Source organism: Pseudoxanthomonas sp. SORGH_AS_0997 (assembly GCF_031453535.1).
Lineage (GTDB): Bacteria > Pseudomonadota > Gammaproteobacteria > Xanthomonadales > Xanthomonadaceae > Pseudoxanthomonas_A > Pseudoxanthomonas_A winnipegensis.
In genome coordinates this window covers 1,511,389-1,525,389 of record NZ_JAVIZI010000001.1, presented here as the reverse complement: position 1 = coordinate 1,525,389, position 14,001 = coordinate 1,511,389, and the positions used below count along the sequence as shown (strand labels likewise).

Annotated in this window: 10 protein-coding genes; 5 read left to right on the top strand and 5 right to left on the bottom strand. The window is 69.6% G+C overall.

Annotation, left to right across the window (positions count from 1 at the left end; translation table 11 throughout):
- The first annotated feature begins 7 nt into the window (after window positions 1-7).
- The 5 genes from QE438_RS06860 to QE438_RS06840 all read left to right on the top strand — a co-directional run bounded on the left by QE438_RS06860 (window position 8) and on the right by QE438_RS06840 (window position 7,999).
- Window positions 8-1,339 (top strand): sugar ABC transporter substrate-binding protein, encoded by a 1,332-nt coding sequence (locus QE438_RS06860; protein ID WP_306991554.1) that lies wholly within the window; start codon window positions 8-10, stop codon window positions 1,337-1,339.
- Complete coding sequence (locus QE438_RS06855) at window positions 1,336-2,214, top strand: sugar ABC transporter permease (RefSeq protein WP_306991555.1); 879 nt, start codon at window positions 1,336-1,338, stop codon at window positions 2,212-2,214. The genes QE438_RS06860 and QE438_RS06855 overlap by 4 nt, the downstream gene beginning before the upstream one ends.
- Before the next feature lie 40 nt (window positions 2,215-2,254).
- Window positions 2,255-3,091 (top strand): carbohydrate ABC transporter permease, encoded by an 837-nt coding sequence (locus QE438_RS06850; protein WP_306991556.1) that lies wholly within the window; start codon window positions 2,255-2,257, stop codon window positions 3,089-3,091.
- Between the two features lie 420 nt (window positions 3,092-3,511).
- Window positions 3,512-6,670 (top strand): discoidin domain-containing protein, encoded by a 3,159-nt coding sequence (locus tag QE438_RS06845; protein ID WP_307183986.1) that lies wholly within the window; start codon window positions 3,512-3,514, stop codon window positions 6,668-6,670.
- Between the two features lie 261 nt (window positions 6,671-6,931).
- On the top strand, window positions 6,932-7,999 hold the full coding sequence (locus QE438_RS06840; protein WP_306991559.1) for an LLM class flavin-dependent oxidoreductase: 1,068 nt from the start codon (window positions 6,932-6,934) through the stop codon (window positions 7,997-7,999).
- Between the two features lie 32 nt (window positions 8,000-8,031).
- Here the strand turns inward: QE438_RS06840 and QE438_RS06835 are convergent, their stop codons facing one another.
- The 5 genes from QE438_RS06835 to edd all read right to left on the bottom strand — a co-directional run bounded on the left by QE438_RS06835 (window position 8,032) and on the right by edd (window position 13,989).
- Window positions 8,032-8,919 carry a flavin reductase family protein gene (locus tag QE438_RS06835; protein WP_306991561.1) on the bottom strand — a complete coding sequence of 296 codons (888 nt, stop codon included), beginning with the start codon at window positions 8,917-8,919 and terminating at the stop codon, window positions 8,032-8,034.
- Window positions 8,920-9,238: 319 nt separating this feature from the next.
- Window positions 9,239-10,546: a sorbosone dehydrogenase family protein gene (locus QE438_RS06830; protein WP_306991563.1), complete on the bottom strand. Its 1,308-nt coding sequence runs from the start codon at window positions 10,544-10,546 to the stop codon at window positions 9,239-9,241.
- Window positions 10,539-10,982, bottom strand: a complete 444-nt coding sequence (locus QE438_RS06825; RefSeq protein ID WP_306991565.1) for a DUF2231 domain-containing protein — start codon at window positions 10,980-10,982, stop codon at window positions 10,539-10,541. Before QE438_RS06825 ends, QE438_RS06830 begins: the two co-directional genes overlap by 8 nt.
- Window positions 10,983-11,375: 393 nt before the next feature.
- Entirely contained in the window at window positions 11,376-12,035 is a 660-nt protein-coding gene (eda, locus tag QE438_RS06820; protein WP_131659709.1) for a bifunctional 4-hydroxy-2-oxoglutarate aldolase/2-dehydro-3-deoxy-phosphogluconate aldolase, read from the bottom strand.
- A gap of 43 nt (window positions 12,036-12,078) precedes the next feature.
- Window positions 12,079-13,989 (bottom strand): phosphogluconate dehydratase, encoded by a 1,911-nt coding sequence (gene edd, locus QE438_RS06815; RefSeq protein WP_306991567.1) that lies wholly within the window; start codon window positions 13,987-13,989, stop codon window positions 12,079-12,081.
- Between the last annotated feature and the right edge of the window lie 12 nt (window positions 13,990-14,001).

The following is a 14,001-nucleotide window of genomic DNA, read 5'->3' as shown; positions in this document are numbered from 1 at the left end:
GCCGCGCATGAGTCCATTCCGCTTTTCCCCGGTGCGCGGCGCGCTGGCGCTGGTGCTGCTGGCGGGCATCGCGGCCGTGCTGGCGGCCTGCGCGCCGCGCGATGCGCAGCAGCGCACGACGGTGCGCTTCTGGGCGATCGGCCGCGAGGGCGAGGTGCTCGGCACGCTGCTGCCCGAGTTCGAGGCCGCCCATCCCGACATCCGCGTGGATCTGCAGCAGATCCCCAGCACCGCCGCGCACGAGAAGCTGCTGACCGCCTTCGCCGCCGACACGCTGCCGGACGTGTGTCAGCTGGGCAACACCTGGATCGCCGAGTTCGCCACGCTCAAGGCGCTCACGCCGCTGGAGCCCTACGTGCGGCGCTCGACGGTGGTCAAGCAGGACGACTACTTCCCCGGCATCTGGCAGACCAACATCATCGACGGGCAGCTGGTGGGCATCCCGTGGTATGTGGACACGCGCCTGCTGTTCTATCGCAAGGACATCCTGCGCGAGGCGGGGGTGAAGCTGCCGATCACCACCTGGGCGCAGTGGGACAAGGCGATGGCGCAGATCAAGGCGTACGTCGGGCCGGACCGCTATGCCATCCTGATGCCGCTCAACGAGTTCGAGCAGCAGCTCTCGCTGGCCCTGCAGCAGAACGATCCGCTGCTGCGCGACCACGACAACCGCGGCAACTTCGAGAGCCCCGGCTTCCGCGCGGCGCTGGCCTTCTACGCCAACACCTTCGCCCAGGGCTGGGCGCCGAAGATGTCCGAGACCCAGGTCTCCAACGTCTGGGACGAGTTCTTCCGCGGCACCTATGCCTTCTACCTGTCCGGGCCCTGGAACATCCGCGAGTTCCGCATCCGTGCGCCCGAGGCGCTGAAGGACCAGTGGGGCACGATGGCGCTGCCGGGGCCGCACGGCCCGGGCGCGGGCATCGCCGGCGGTTCGAGCCTGGTGATCTTCCAGAGTTCGCGCCACAAGGAGGCGGCGTGGAAGCTGATCGAGTTCCTCTCGCGTCCGGACATCCAGCAACGCTTCCACGCGCTGATCGGCGACCTGCCGCCGCGCCGCTCCACCTGGCATACGCCGCAGCTGGAAGGCGATCCGCTGGCGCGCGCCTTCGCCGACCAGCTCGAGCGGGTCAAGCCCACGCCCAAGGTGCTGGAATGGGAGCGCATCGTGCAGGAGATGCGGCTGGTGACCGAGCGGGTGGTGCGCGGCGGCGAAAGCCAGGACGCGGCGGTGGCCGACCTGGACCAGCGCGTGGACAAGATCCTGGCCAAGCGCCGCTGGATCTATGAGCGCGACCATCCCGGCAGCGACGCCAAACAGACGGAGACCGCCCGATGAACCGTTCGCTCGCCGGATGGGTGTTCACCGCGCCGGCGCTGATCGTGCTGGGCGTGTTCTTCGGCCTGCCGGTGCTGGCCGCGCTGGCGCTGAGCGTCACCGACTTCGATCTCTACGCGCTGGCCGATCCGCACAACCTGCGCTTCATCGGGCTGGACAACTACATCGACCTGCTGCGCACGCCGATGTTCTGGAAGGCGCTGTGGAACACCAGTTACTTCGTGCTGGTGGGCGTGCCGCTGTCCATCGCCGCCTCGCTGGGCGCCGCGCTGCTGCTCAACGCGCCGGCCGCGCGCTTCCGCGCGCTGTTCCGCACCGCGCTGTTCGCGCCGGTGGTGACCACGCTGGTGGCGGTGGCAGTGATCTGGCGCTATCTGTTCAACACCCAGTACGGGCTGGTCAACTACGTGCTGGTGCACCTGGGCGTGCCGGCACCGGACTGGCTGGGCGACCCGCACTGGGCCATGCCGATGATCATGCTGTTCGCGGTGTGGAAGAACTTCGGCTACAACATGGTGATCTTCCTGGCCGGGCTGCAGGCGATCCCGCACGACCTCTACGAGGCCGCGCGCATCGACGGCGCCAACCGCTGGAAGCAGTTCTGGCACATCACCCTGCCGATGCTCGGCCCGGTGCTGCTGGTGGTCGGGGTGATCACCATCTCCGGCTACTTCCAGCTGTTCGCCGAGCCCTATGTGATGACCCGCGGCGATCCGCTGCAGAGCACGGTGAGCGTGCTGTACTTCATGTTCGAGGAAGGCTTCAAATGGTGGAACCTGGGCCGCGCCTCGGCGGTGGCCTTCCTGCTGTTCCTGATCATCCTGGCGGTGACCACCGTGATGCTGCGCCTGGGCCGCAGGAAGGGGTTGGTATGAGGGGCTCGCACATGCGCGCCCGGTGCGCGGGAGGCCCGGCATGAGCCGCGAAGTCGGCGGCTCGCGCTGGAACGCGATCCTGGTCAACGGCGGCCTGCTGGCGCTGGCCATCGTCAGCCTGGCGCCGCTGGCGTGGATGGTGTCGGTGTCGTTCATGCCGGCCGGCGAGGCCAGCCGCTTCCCGCCGCCGATGCTGCCCAGCGCCGCGACGCTGGCCAACTACCATCAGCTGTTCGAACGCACCGGCATGGCCGACAACTTCGTCAACAGCCTGATCGTGTCGCTGGCCATCACGCTTGGCTCGCTGCTGTTCAACACGCTGGCAGGTTATGCCTTCGCCAAGCTGCGCTTCGCCGGGCGCGAGCGGGTGTTCCAGGTGCTGCTGGCCGCGCTGGTGATCCCGGCGCAGGTGGCGATGCTGCCGCTGTTCCTGCTGATGAAGCAGCTGCATCTGGTCAACAGCTCCGGCGGTGTGATCGTGCCGGCGCTGGCTACCGTATTCGGCATCTTCCTGGTACGCCAGTACGCGCGCAGCATTCCCGACGAGCTGCTCGAGGCCGCGCGCATGGATGGTGCCGGCGAGCTGCGGATCTTCTTTCAGATCGTGCTGCCGATGCTCAAGCCGGTGCTGGTGACGCTGTCGATCTTCACCTTCATGGCGGCCTGGAACGACTTCATGTGGCCGTTGATCGTGCTGACCGACCAGGATCACTACACGCTGCCGGTGGCGCTGGCCTCGCTCTCGCGCGAGCACGTGATGGACGTGGAGCTGATGATGGCCGGTGCGGTGGTGACGGTGGTGCCGGTGCTGCTGCTGTTCCTGCTGTTGCAGCGGTACTACATTCAGGGGCTGCTGCTGGGGAGTGTTAAGGGCTGAACCTGGTCGCCCGCGGACCAGAGATTCGCGCTCAAGGGCTTATCCAGTGCAAGCAAAGGCTTTCGTGCGGCTGCGCCGCCCGACCTACTTTTCTTTGCTCGTGCAAAGAAAAGTAGGCAAAAGAAAGCACGCCCCCGGCGGCGCGCCTGCGCTTCGCGCAGGTCCGCTGCGGGCCGAGGGATTTTCCGAAGGGACATCCTGTCCCCTCGGAAAACGTCGCACATCCATGTGCGACGCCCTTGCGGGTCTTGTCCTCGGCCCTACGCCGCGCCTTAAGGGGTAAGTTGCAAGGCAGAGCAACAGCTAGAGCAGCTAGAGCAACAGCTAGAGCGACAGCTAGAGCGACAGCTAGAGCTAGAGCGACAGCCCAAGCCGCAGGTTATTTGGCAACCTTCTATGAACTTCTCGATGGCTACTGATATGTCCCGTTGCCGCCCGCTTGTCGCTTTCTTGATCGCGCTTGGCTTGCCTGCGTCTGCGCAAGCGCAGACGCGCGTGCTCGATGCGTTCGACGATCCTTCCACCTGGAAGGTGGTGACCTCCAACCAGGTCACCGCGAGCCTGCGCACGGTGGCGGGTGCCGATGGCGGCAAGGCGCTGTGCCTGGACTACGACTACCACGGCGTGTCCGGCTATGCAGGGCTGCAGCGCCAGGTGGTGCTGGACTATCCGGACAACTACCGCTTCGACTTCCAGCTGCGCGGGGCCTCGCCGGCCAACGATCTGCAGTTCAAGCTCACCGATGCCTCGGGCGACAACGTGTGGTGGGTCAATCGGCCGGCCTATGACTTCCCTGGCGAATGGACGCCGGTGACCTATCGCAAGCGCCAGATCGACAAGGCCTGGGGGCCGGACCCGGACAAGACGCTGCGCCATAGCGCCAAGCTGGAGTACACGATCTACAACAATGCCGGCGGCAAGGGCTCGGTGTGCTTCGATGCGCTCACCTTCACCGCGCTGCCGCCGCAGGACACCAGCCCGCTCACCGGCTCGGCCAGCGCCTCCACCGCCAACGGCGGCAGCAGCGCTGCGCTGGCGGTGGACGGCAATCCGGACACAGCCTGGTATGCGGACTTCGATGCGGCCACGCCGCCGCAGCTGACCCTGGACCTGCACAGCGTGCGCGAGTTCGGCGGGCTCAAGCTGGTATGGAAGCCGGGCGAGCAGGCCAGCGACTACCTGGTGCAGCTGTCCGACGACGGCGTGCAGTGGCGCGACGCGCGCGCAGTGGTCGATGGCGACGGAGGCACCGACTGGATCGCGCTGCCGGAAACCGAAGCGCGCTACGTGCGCGTGCTGCCCGCCGAAGGGCCGCACAACTCCTTCGGCCTGGCCGAACTGCAGGTGCTGCCGCTGGCGTTCTCGGCCACGCCCAACGAGGTGATCAAGACCATCGCGGCGGCCTCGTCCAAGGGCTGGTATCCGCGCGGCTTCAGCGGCCAGCAGCCGTACTGGACGATCATCGGCCTGGATGGCGGCACCGAGCAGGGCCTGATCGGCGAGGACGGCGCGGTGGAGGTCGCGCGCGGCGGCTTCAGCGTCGAGCCGTTCGTGGTGACCGACGGGCGGCTGGTCAGCTGGGCCGACGTCAAGGCCCAGCAAAGCCTGCAGGACGGCTATCTGCCGATCCCCAGCGTGGAGTGGCGCCATCCCGCGCTGGCGCTGACCACCACGGCCTTCGCCGACGGCATGCCGGCCGATTCGCAGCTGGTCGTGCGCTATACGCTGCGCAATCCGGACAGCCGCGCGCATGCGTATCGCTTGGCGCTGGCGCTGAGGCCGTTCCAGGTCAACCCGCCGACGCAGTTCCTGAGCGTGCAGGGCGGGGTGAGCCGGATCGAGTCGATCGCCTTCGACGGCCGCACCGCGCGCGTCAACGGGGCGCCGCGGGTGTACGCCTCGCAGGCGCCCGACGCCGCCTTCGCCACAAGCTTCGACGGCGGCATGGCGGTCTCGCATCTGCTGGATGACGCGGTGCCGGCGCAAGCCGAGGTGGTCGACGAGACCGGCCTGGCCTCCGGCGCCTACGTGTACGAGCTGACGCTGGAACCTGGCCAGTCGCGCCAGTTCGACCTGCGCGTTCCGATGACCGGCAAGCCGCGCTGCTCGAGCAGCGTAACCGCCGCCGACTGCGGCGCGCAGGCGCGTCAGGATGCGGTGGCGGCGCTGTGGCGCGACAAGCTGGACCGCGTGCGCTTCACCGTGCCGGCCGCCGGCCAGCCGCTGGTCGATACGCTGCGCACCGCCACCGCGCACATGCTGATCTCGCGCGTGGGGCCGCGCCTGCAGCCGGGCACGCGCTCGTACAACCGCAGCTGGATCCGCGATGGGGCGATGATCTCCGAAGGCCTGCTGCGCATGGGCCGCCCGCAGGTGGTGCGCGACTACATCGCCTGGTATGCGCCGTTCCAGTTCAAGGACGGCATGGTGCCGTGCTGCGTGGACCGCCGCGGCAGCGACCCGGTGCCGGAGAACGACAGCCATGGCGAGCTGATCTTCGCCATCGCCGACTACTGGCGCTATACCGGCGACACGGCCTTCGTGCAGCGCATGTGGCCGCACGTGGAGGGCGCCTATCGCTACATGGAACAGCTGCGCTTGTCCGAGCGCACCGAGCAGAACCGCGCCAGGGATCCGGCCTTCTACGGGATGATGCCGGTGTCGATCAGCCACGAGGGCTATTCGGCCAAGCCGGTGCATTCGTACTGGGACAACTTCTGGGCGCTGCGCGGCTACAAGGACGCGGTCGAACTGGCCCAGGTCCTGGGCAAGACCGAGGACGCCAGGCGCATGGCCGCCTCGCGCGATGAGTTCCGCGCCGATCTGATGGCCTCGCTGCAGGCGGCGGCGCGCGAGCGCGGCATCGATTTCCTGCCCGGCTCGGCCGAGCTGGGCGATTTCGATTCCACCTCGACCACCATCGCCCTGGCGCCGGGCGGCGAGCAGGGCCAGCTGCCGCAGCCGCTGCTGGACAACACCTTCCAGCGCTACTGGACCGAATTCGAGCAGCGGGCCGACGGGCAGCGTGCGTGGAAGGACTACACGCCCTACGAATGGCGCAACGTGGCCGCCTTCGTGCGGCTGGGCTGGCGCACGCGCGCCAACCGCGCGGTGGACTTCTTCTTCGCCCATCGCACCCCTCAGCCCTGGAACCAGTGGGCCGAGGTGGTCTCGCACACGCCGCGCGTGCCGTTCTTCCTCGGCGACCTGCCGCATGCCTGGGTGGCGTCGGACTTCGTGCGCACCGCGCTGGACATGTTCGCCTACACGCGCGAGCTGGACGACAGCCTGGTGCTGGCCGCGGGCATTCCGCCGGCGTGGCTGGACGGGCAGGGCATCGCCATCGCCGGCCTGCGCACGCCCGAGGGCCCGTTGAGCTACACGCTCAGGCGCGCCGATGGCCAGTTGCAGCTGGACGTGCCGGCCGGCCTGAAGCTGCCCAAGGGCGGCCTGGTCCTGCCCTGGCCGTACGCCGGCACGCCGGGCCAGGCGACCATCGACGGCAAACCGGCGCAGTGGCAGGACGGTGCGCTGCGCGTCACCAGACTGCCGGCGACGGTGCGGATCGCGGCGCCGTGAGCGAGGTCGTGAGTCGCCATCTGTAGAGCGGAGCTTGCTCCGCTGGGGCCTTTCCCACGAACCGAACGAAGAGCAGCGGAGCTTGCTCCGCTGAGGCCTTTCCCACGAACCGAACGAAGAGCAGCGGAGCAAGCTCCGCTCTACAAGAGGGAGCTGCCGTGACGGCTCACACCCGCCGGCAGAAAAGCGAGGCACGTTCACGGGCAGGCACGCCGGGATGCGGGACCATTCAGTGCTAGATGGACCAGTGGAGGTCGTGCCATGCGCGCATTCGGATTCCTGAGCTTCGGTCACTACGGGCATAGCCCGGGTTCGGTGGCCCGCACCTCGGCCGAGATGATCCGCCAGGCTGTGGAGATCGGCGTCGGCGCCGATGCCCTGGGCGTAAACGGCGCCTACTTCCGCGTGCATCACTTCGCGCGCCAGCAGGCCGCGCCGATGCCGCTGCTAGCGGCCATCGCCGCGCGCACACGGCGCATCGAGGTGGGCACCGGCGTGATCGACATGCGCTACGAGAATCCGCTGTACCTGGCCGAGGAGGCCGCCGCGCTGGATGCCATCGCGCAGGGCCGCATCGCGCTGGGCATCAGCCGCGGCTCGCCCGAGCCGGCGCTGCGCGGCTACGAGGCCTTCGGCTACACCGGCGCGGCCGATCCGCGCGGCGGCGACCTGGCCCGCGAGAAGTTCGCGCTGTTCCTGCGCGCCATCAAGGGCGAACCGATCGCGCCAGGCGACCCGCAGCTGGTCGGGCCCGGCCAGCGCCTGGCGATCGAGCCGCGCGCGCCCGACCTGGTCAAGCGCATCTGGTGGGGTTCGGGCACGCGCGAGACGGCCGAATGGGTCGGGCGCCAGGGCCTAAACCTGATGTCCTCCACGCTGCTCACCGAGGACGATGGCAAGCCCTTCCACGCCCTGCAGGCCGAGCAGATCGCGCGCTTCCGCCAGGCCTATCGCGAGGCCGGGCACAGCGGCGCGCCGCGCGTGTCGGTCAGCCGCAGCGTGTTCCCCATCGTCAACGAGCTGGACGCGCGCTACTTCGGCCAGCGCGGCGACGGGGCGAGCGATACGGTGGGCATCATCGACGGGTTCCGCTCGACCTTCGGCAAGACCTATGCGGATACGCCGGACAGGCTGATCGACCAGCTCAAGGCCGACAGCGCGGTGATGGCGGCCGACACGCTGATGCTGACCATCCCCAGCCAGCTGGGGCCGGACTACAACCTGCACGTGCTGGAGTCCTTCGCCAAGTATGTCGCGCCGGCCCTGGGCTGGAAGCCGAACACCGAAGGCCCGGTGGTCGGCGACGCGATCGAACCCGCCGCGGCGTAAGGCGCGCCTGGCGCGATGCCGCGGGCGCCGGGTTAGTCGGCCTGGCGTGTCGGCAGCTGCGGCAACAGCGCGCTCTCGCCGACGTACTGCTGCAGGATGCCGCGCATCTCCTCATCGCCGATGCGCTCCAGCGGGATCGCCTCGGGCGCGAAGAACACGCCATGGGTGGCGACGCCGGTGCCGAGTTCGCAGCGGTAGACGATGCGGCGCTCGCGGCCGTGGCCGCACACCGCATAGACGAAGCCGACCACCACCGGCAGCTCGGTCGCCTCGCGCAGGCGGCTGGCCAGCGTCGCGTCCTCACCCTGCGGAATGTCGAAGGCGGGCAGGCGCAGCTGGCCCTCGCTGTCCTCGAACAGCAGCACCTGGTCCTCCCGCGTGGCGATCGCCACCGCGCGCGCCTCGGGTGCCGCGCTGGCCGTGCGCGTGGCCTCCTCGGCCAGGCGCGGGGTGAAGTAGCTGCCGCGCACGTAGCCCAGCCCGTTGGCGGCGCTGTGCTCGAAGGCCTGCACGCGGCCGAGCAGGATCACGTGGTCGCCGGCCTCGACGACGCGTTCCAACGCGCAGTCGAACCACGCCGCCACCGTTTCGATCAGCGGCGCGCCATGCGGGCCGGCACGCCAGTCCAGGCCGGCGAAGCGGTCCTGCACGGGCTGGGCGAAGCGGTTGGAGATGTCCTTCTGGTGTTCGGCCAGCACGTTGACCGCGAAGCCCGGGCCCTGGGTGAAGGCCGCCAGATTGCGCGAACTGCGCGCCAGGCAGACCAGCAGCAGCGGCGGGTCCAGCGAGACGCTGGCGAAGGAATTGGCGGTGAAGCCGATCGGCCGCCCCTGCGCGTCCAGCGCCGTCACCACCGTCACACCGGTCATGAAGGCGCCGAAGGCGTCGCGCAGGGCGCGGGGATCGTGGGTCTGAAGCATGTCCGGGACTTGCGGCGACGGCGGGGGAGCGCAGCCTACCAACTCGCGCGGCGCGACGGGTCCGGTCGCATCGCACACCGCGTTGCGGCGTCGGCGTCTGCATGGTGGGAGCCGCCATGGCGGCGATGGGGCTGTACCAGGAAACCCCCACACGTCATTCCCGCGAACGCGGGAATCCAGTGGCCTTCGCGCGGAAGGCGAAGACACCGGGTTCCCGCGTTCGAAGAAACGGCGGTAGGCGAGCGGCCGGTGACGATCGCTAGTAGAGCCTCATCGCCGCCATGGCGGCTCCCACCGGAAGCGCCACTACCGCCCACGCTCAGCGCGAACTCACACGCCACACCGTATCGCCCACGTCGTCGGCGATCAGCAGGGCGCCGCTGGCGTCCTGCGCCAGGCCCACCGGCGCGCCGAACAGCTGCTTCTCGTCGTCTGAGTGGAAGCCGCTGACCACCGTCTGCGGCGGCCCCGCTGGCATGCCTTGCTGGAACGGCACGTACACCACCTCGTAGCCGCTCAGCGGCGAGCGGTCCCAGCTGCCGTGCTCGGCCACGAAGGCGCCGCCGTGGTACTTGGCCGGCAGCGCGTTGTCCTGCGAGAACCACAGGCCCAGCGCCGCCACATGCGAGCCCAGCGCGTAGTCCGGCTTGATCGCCTTGGCCACCAGGTCTTCGCGCTGCTGCTTGACGCGCGTGTCCACGTGCTGGCCGTAATAGCTGTAGGGCCAGCCGTAGAAGCCGCCTTCCTGCACCGAGGTCAGGTAGTCGGGCACCAGGTCGGCGCCGATCTCGTCGCGCTCGTTGGCGATGGCCCACAGCTTGCCGGTGGTCGGCTCCCACTGCAGCCCGGTGGGGTTGCGGATGCCCGAGGCGTAGATGCGGCTGCCGGCCGAGGCCACGTCCACTTCCAGCACCACCGCGCGGCGGTATTCCTGCTCCAGCCCGTTCTCGCCGATGTTGCTGTTGGAGCCCACGCCGACGTACAGCTTGCGGCCGTCGGGGCTGGCCAGCAGCGCCTTGGTCCAGTGGTGATTGATGGTGCCCGGCAGGTCGGTGAACTCCACGCCAGGCGCGGTGATGCGGGTCTGGCCGGCGACGTAGGGGAACTTCATGATCGCATCGGCATTGGCCACGTACAGGTCGCTGCCGATCAGCTGCACGCCGAAGGGCGAGTGCAGGTGTTCCAGGAACACGTGCTTCTCCCAGCGGCCGTCGGCGCCGGCGCGTAGGAGGGTGATGCGGTTGCCGCCCTTGCCGCTCTTGCCGGACTGGCCCTTGATCTTGTTGGCGATCAGCTGCTTGGGCGTGGTCACCGGCTCGGCGCCGGGGCCGTTGGCCTCGACCACCAGCACGTCGTGGTTGGGCAGCACGTAGAGCTGGCGCGGATGCATCAGGCCGTCGGCGATCTTCTCGATCTTCAGGCCGTCGGCGACCTTGGGCGTCTGGCCGTCCTTCCAGCCCACGCCGTCTGGCACCTGCATCGGTGGCACCAGGAAGTTGCGCGCGGCCGGCAGCGGCGGTGCGTCGCCGGACTGCTGGGCCGGATGCAGTTCGGCCTTGCCGCCGCAGGCGGCCAGCAGGACCGCGCAGGCCAGGCCCAGGGTGGTGCGGGTGAGGGAATCAATCATGGACATAGCCTCCAAGGCGGGCGTCGCGCACGGCGATCAGCACATTGCCGATGGCCAGCAGCAGCACGGTCAGGGCCGACAGCCACACGCCGGCGGGAATCACGGCATAGGCATCGCGGCTGTGCACGAAGGCGTTGAAGATCGCCGTGACGATGGCCAGCAGGTTGAGCCAGAAGGCCAGCCGGTCCGCGCCCAGCGCGGTGCGGCGCCCGGTGATCCACACCTGCGCCAGGTTGACCAGGCGCGGGATGATGGCGGCGACCAGGCCCAGCACGATCAGCCACGCCGCGCTCTTCATCCACAGGATCACCCCGGTGTTGGCGTAGGTGATGTCGAAGATCAGCGCGGCGACGAAGCAACCGAACGGGATCGGATTGAGCAGCCCGTAGAGCGCGGCGGCGACGGCCGAGCGTCGCGGTGCGATGTGCGATGTCATGGAGAAGTCTCGAAGCGAGGAAAGGCGTCCGGCGCAGCGATCGGCGCAGGACGCGGTTCACTGTCCTCGCCCGGATGTGGATGTGGTGTCGTGGTCGCTATCGAGCGAGGTTGCGTCGAGCGGCGCGTGGGTGCTGCTTACGCCACCGCTGCTTCGTCATTCCCGCGAAGGCGGGACTCCAGCGGCTTTCATGCGCAAGCGCCAACGTCCATGGGTTCCCGCTTTCGCGGGAACGACGGTTTGAGGGTGTTTGTTCGCGCCTGAGAACTTCGTATTGCCGGCATCAAGCGGCGAGGGGCGAAGCACTCGCATCCCCGTCATTCCCGCGAACGCGGGAATCCAGCGCCTTTCGACCGCAAGCGCAGGCGCCAGCAGCGCCTGCGCAGGCGACACTCAGCCGCCGCGCGCCTGTTTGACGATCTGCGCGGCGCGCGCGGCGGTCTCGCGCACGGAAGTCCAGTCGCCCGCGGTGATCCACTGCTTGGGCACCATCCACGAACCGCCGATGCACACCACATTGGGCTGGGCCAGGTATTCGGCGGCGGTGGCCTCGGTGATGCCGCCGGTGGGGCAGAGCTTGAGCTGCGGGATCGGTCCGTGCAGGCCCTTGATCATCGCCAGCCCGCCCACCGCAGTGGCGGGGAACAGCTTGCACACGTGAAAGCCGAGCTGCAGCAGGGTCAGCAGTTCGGTCGGCGTGGCCGCGCCGGGGATCACCGGGATGGGCGCGGCGGCCAGTGCCTCGGCCATGTGCGCCGGGGTGCCGGGGGTGACGATGAAGTCCGCGCCGGCGCCCACGCACTGACCGATCTGGTCGATGGTCAGCACCGTGCCCGCGCCGATGGCGAACTGCGGCAGCTCGCGCTTGAGCGTGGCCAGCGCTTCCATCGCCACCGGCGTGCGCAGGGTCAGCTCGATCACCGGCAGGCCGCCTTCCAGCAGCGCATGGGCCACGCCGCGGGCCTGGTCCAGCGTGTCCACCGCGACCACCGGCAGGATGCCGGCGCGGCGAAGCAGGTCTTCGGTCTGTTGCTGGCGCTTGGAGATGATCATGGTCGTGCCTTGCGTGCGTGGAAGGGATGGGGCAGGGCGCCGGTCAGGCGTCCTTGGCCTCGTGCGGGGCCGCGGCGGCCTGCGGGGTGTCGCCCAGTTCGTACTCGGCGTCGACCTCCCAGCCGTGCTCGGGCGTGGGCGGGCCGCAGGAAATGGACACCGCGCCCTGGTCGGCCGGCGTCACCTGGGCGCGGTTGAGCGCGAACAGGTTGCGGCCCAGGTCGTGCGAGGGCCTGGCGGTGTCGGGCGCCAGCGTGCGCAGCTGCCATTCCTCCGCGTCGACCTGCGCCTCCAGCACGCCGGCCTCGGCGTCGAGCAGGATCATGTCGCCCTCGCGCAGGCGCGCCAGCGGGCCGCCGGCGGCGGCCTCAGGGGTGATGTGGATCGCGGCCGGGATCTTGCCCGAGGCGCCGGACAGGCGGCCGTCGGTGACCAGCGCCACGCGCCGGCCCTGGTTCTGCAGCAGGCCCAGCAGCGGCGCCAGCGAATGCAGCTCGGGCATGCCGTTGGCGCGCGGGCCCTGGTAGCGCACCACCGCCACGAAGTCCTGCGGCAGGGCGCCGGCGGCGTGCAGCTTGTTGAGGCTGCGCGGGTCGTCCACGACCACGGCCGGGGCATGGATGCGGCGATACTCGGGCTTGACCGCCGAGGTCTTGATCAGCGAGCGCCCCAGGTTGCCGCGCAGCAGGCGCAGGCCGCCCTGGGCCTCGAACGGCGCCGACACCGGGCGCACCACCTTCTCGTCGGCGCTGGTGGCGATGCCGGGGCTGTAGGCCAGCTGGCCATCGGCCAGGCGCGGCTCATCGCAGTAGGCGCGCATGCCGCCGGCCACGATGGTCGGGATGTCGTGCATCAGGCCGGCGTCGAGCAGCTCGCGGAACACGAACTGGGTGCCGCCGGCGGCGGCGAAGCGGTTCACGTCGGCCTCGCCGTTGGGGTAGACGTGGGCCAGCAGCGGCACCACCTGCGAGATCTCGTCGATATCGTCCCAAGTCAGCACGATGCCGGCCGCGCGCGCCACCGCCACCCAGTGGATGGTGTGGTTGGTCGAGCCGCCGGTGGCCATCAGCGCGGCGATCGCGTTGACGATCGCGCGCTCGTCCACCAGATGGCCGATCGGGCGGTAGTCCTCGCCCAGGGCGGTGATGCGCAGCGCGCGCTCGGCCGCCGCGCGGGTCAGCACGTCGCGCAGCGGCAGGTCCGGGTTGACGAAGCTGGTGCCCGGCAGCTGCAGGCCCATGGCCTCCAGCAGGGTCTGGTTGGAGTTGGCCGTGCCGTAGAAGGTGCAGGTGCCGGCGCCGTGGTAGCTGGCCGATTCGGCCTCCAGCAGCTCCTCGCGGGTGGCCTCGCCGGCGGCGTAGCGCTCGCGCACGGCGGCCTTTTCCTTGTTGGGGATGCCCGGCGTCATCGGCCCGGCGGGCACGAACACCGCCGGCAGATGGCCGAAGGCCAGCGCGCCTATCAGCAGGCCCGGCACGATCTTGTCGCACACGCCCAGGTACAGCGCCGCGTCGAACATGTCGTGGCTCAGCGAGATCGCCGTGGCCTGGGCGATGACATCGCGCGAGAACAGCGACAGCTCCATGCCCGGCCGGCCCTGGGTGACGCCGTCGCACATCGCCGGCACGCCACCGGCGACCTGCGCGGTGGCGCCCAGCTCGCGCGCCAGCTGGCGGATCATCTCGGGGTAGTGCTCGAAGGGCTGATGCGCCGAGAGCATGTCGTTGTAGGCGGTGACGATGCCTAGGTTGGGCGTCACGTCCGCGCGCAGCCGGCCCTTGTCGGTCGGTCCGCACGCGGCGAAGGCGTGGGCCAGGTTGCCGCAGCTCAGGCGGGTGCGCTGCGGGCCGTCCTTGAGCACCGCGTCGATGCCTTCCAGGTAGGCCCGGCGCGGCTGCGCGCTGCGGCGGCGGATGCGGTCGGTAACGGCTTCGATGCGCGGATGCAGGGTCATGGCAGGCGGCTG

Coding starts and splice junctions, on each gene's coding strand:
- edd (WP_306991567.1), bottom strand. CDS start 13,989: ATGACCCTGCATCCGCGCATCGAAGCCGTTACCGACCGCATCCGCCGC.
- QE438_RS06845 (WP_307183986.1), top strand. CDS start 3,512: ATGTCCCGTTGCCGCCCGCTTGTCGCTTTCTTGATCGCGCTTGGCTTG.
- QE438_RS06850 (WP_306991556.1), top strand. CDS start 2,255: ATGAGCCGCGAAGTCGGCGGCTCGCGCTGGAACGCGATCCTGGTCAAC.
- QE438_RS06840 (WP_306991559.1), top strand. CDS start 6,932: ATGCGCGCATTCGGATTCCTGAGCTTCGGTCACTACGGGCATAGCCCG.
- QE438_RS06830 (WP_306991563.1), bottom strand. CDS start 10,546: ATGATTGATTCCCTCACCCGCACCACCCTGGGCCTGGCCTGCGCGGTC.
- QE438_RS06835 (WP_306991561.1), bottom strand. CDS start 8,919: ATGCTTCAGACCCACGATCCCCGCGCCCTGCGCGACGCCTTCGGCGCC.
- QE438_RS06860 (WP_306991554.1), top strand. CDS start 8: ATGAGTCCATTCCGCTTTTCCCCGGTGCGCGGCGCGCTGGCGCTGGTG.
- QE438_RS06825 (WP_306991565.1), bottom strand. CDS start 10,982: ATGACATCGCACATCGCACCGCGACGCTCGGCCGTCGCCGCCGCGCTC.
- QE438_RS06855 (WP_306991555.1), top strand. CDS start 1,336: ATGAACCGTTCGCTCGCCGGATGGGTGTTCACCGCGCCGGCGCTGATC.
- eda (WP_131659709.1), bottom strand. CDS start 12,035: ATGATCATCTCCAAGCGCCAGCAACAGACCGAAGACCTGCTTCGCCGC.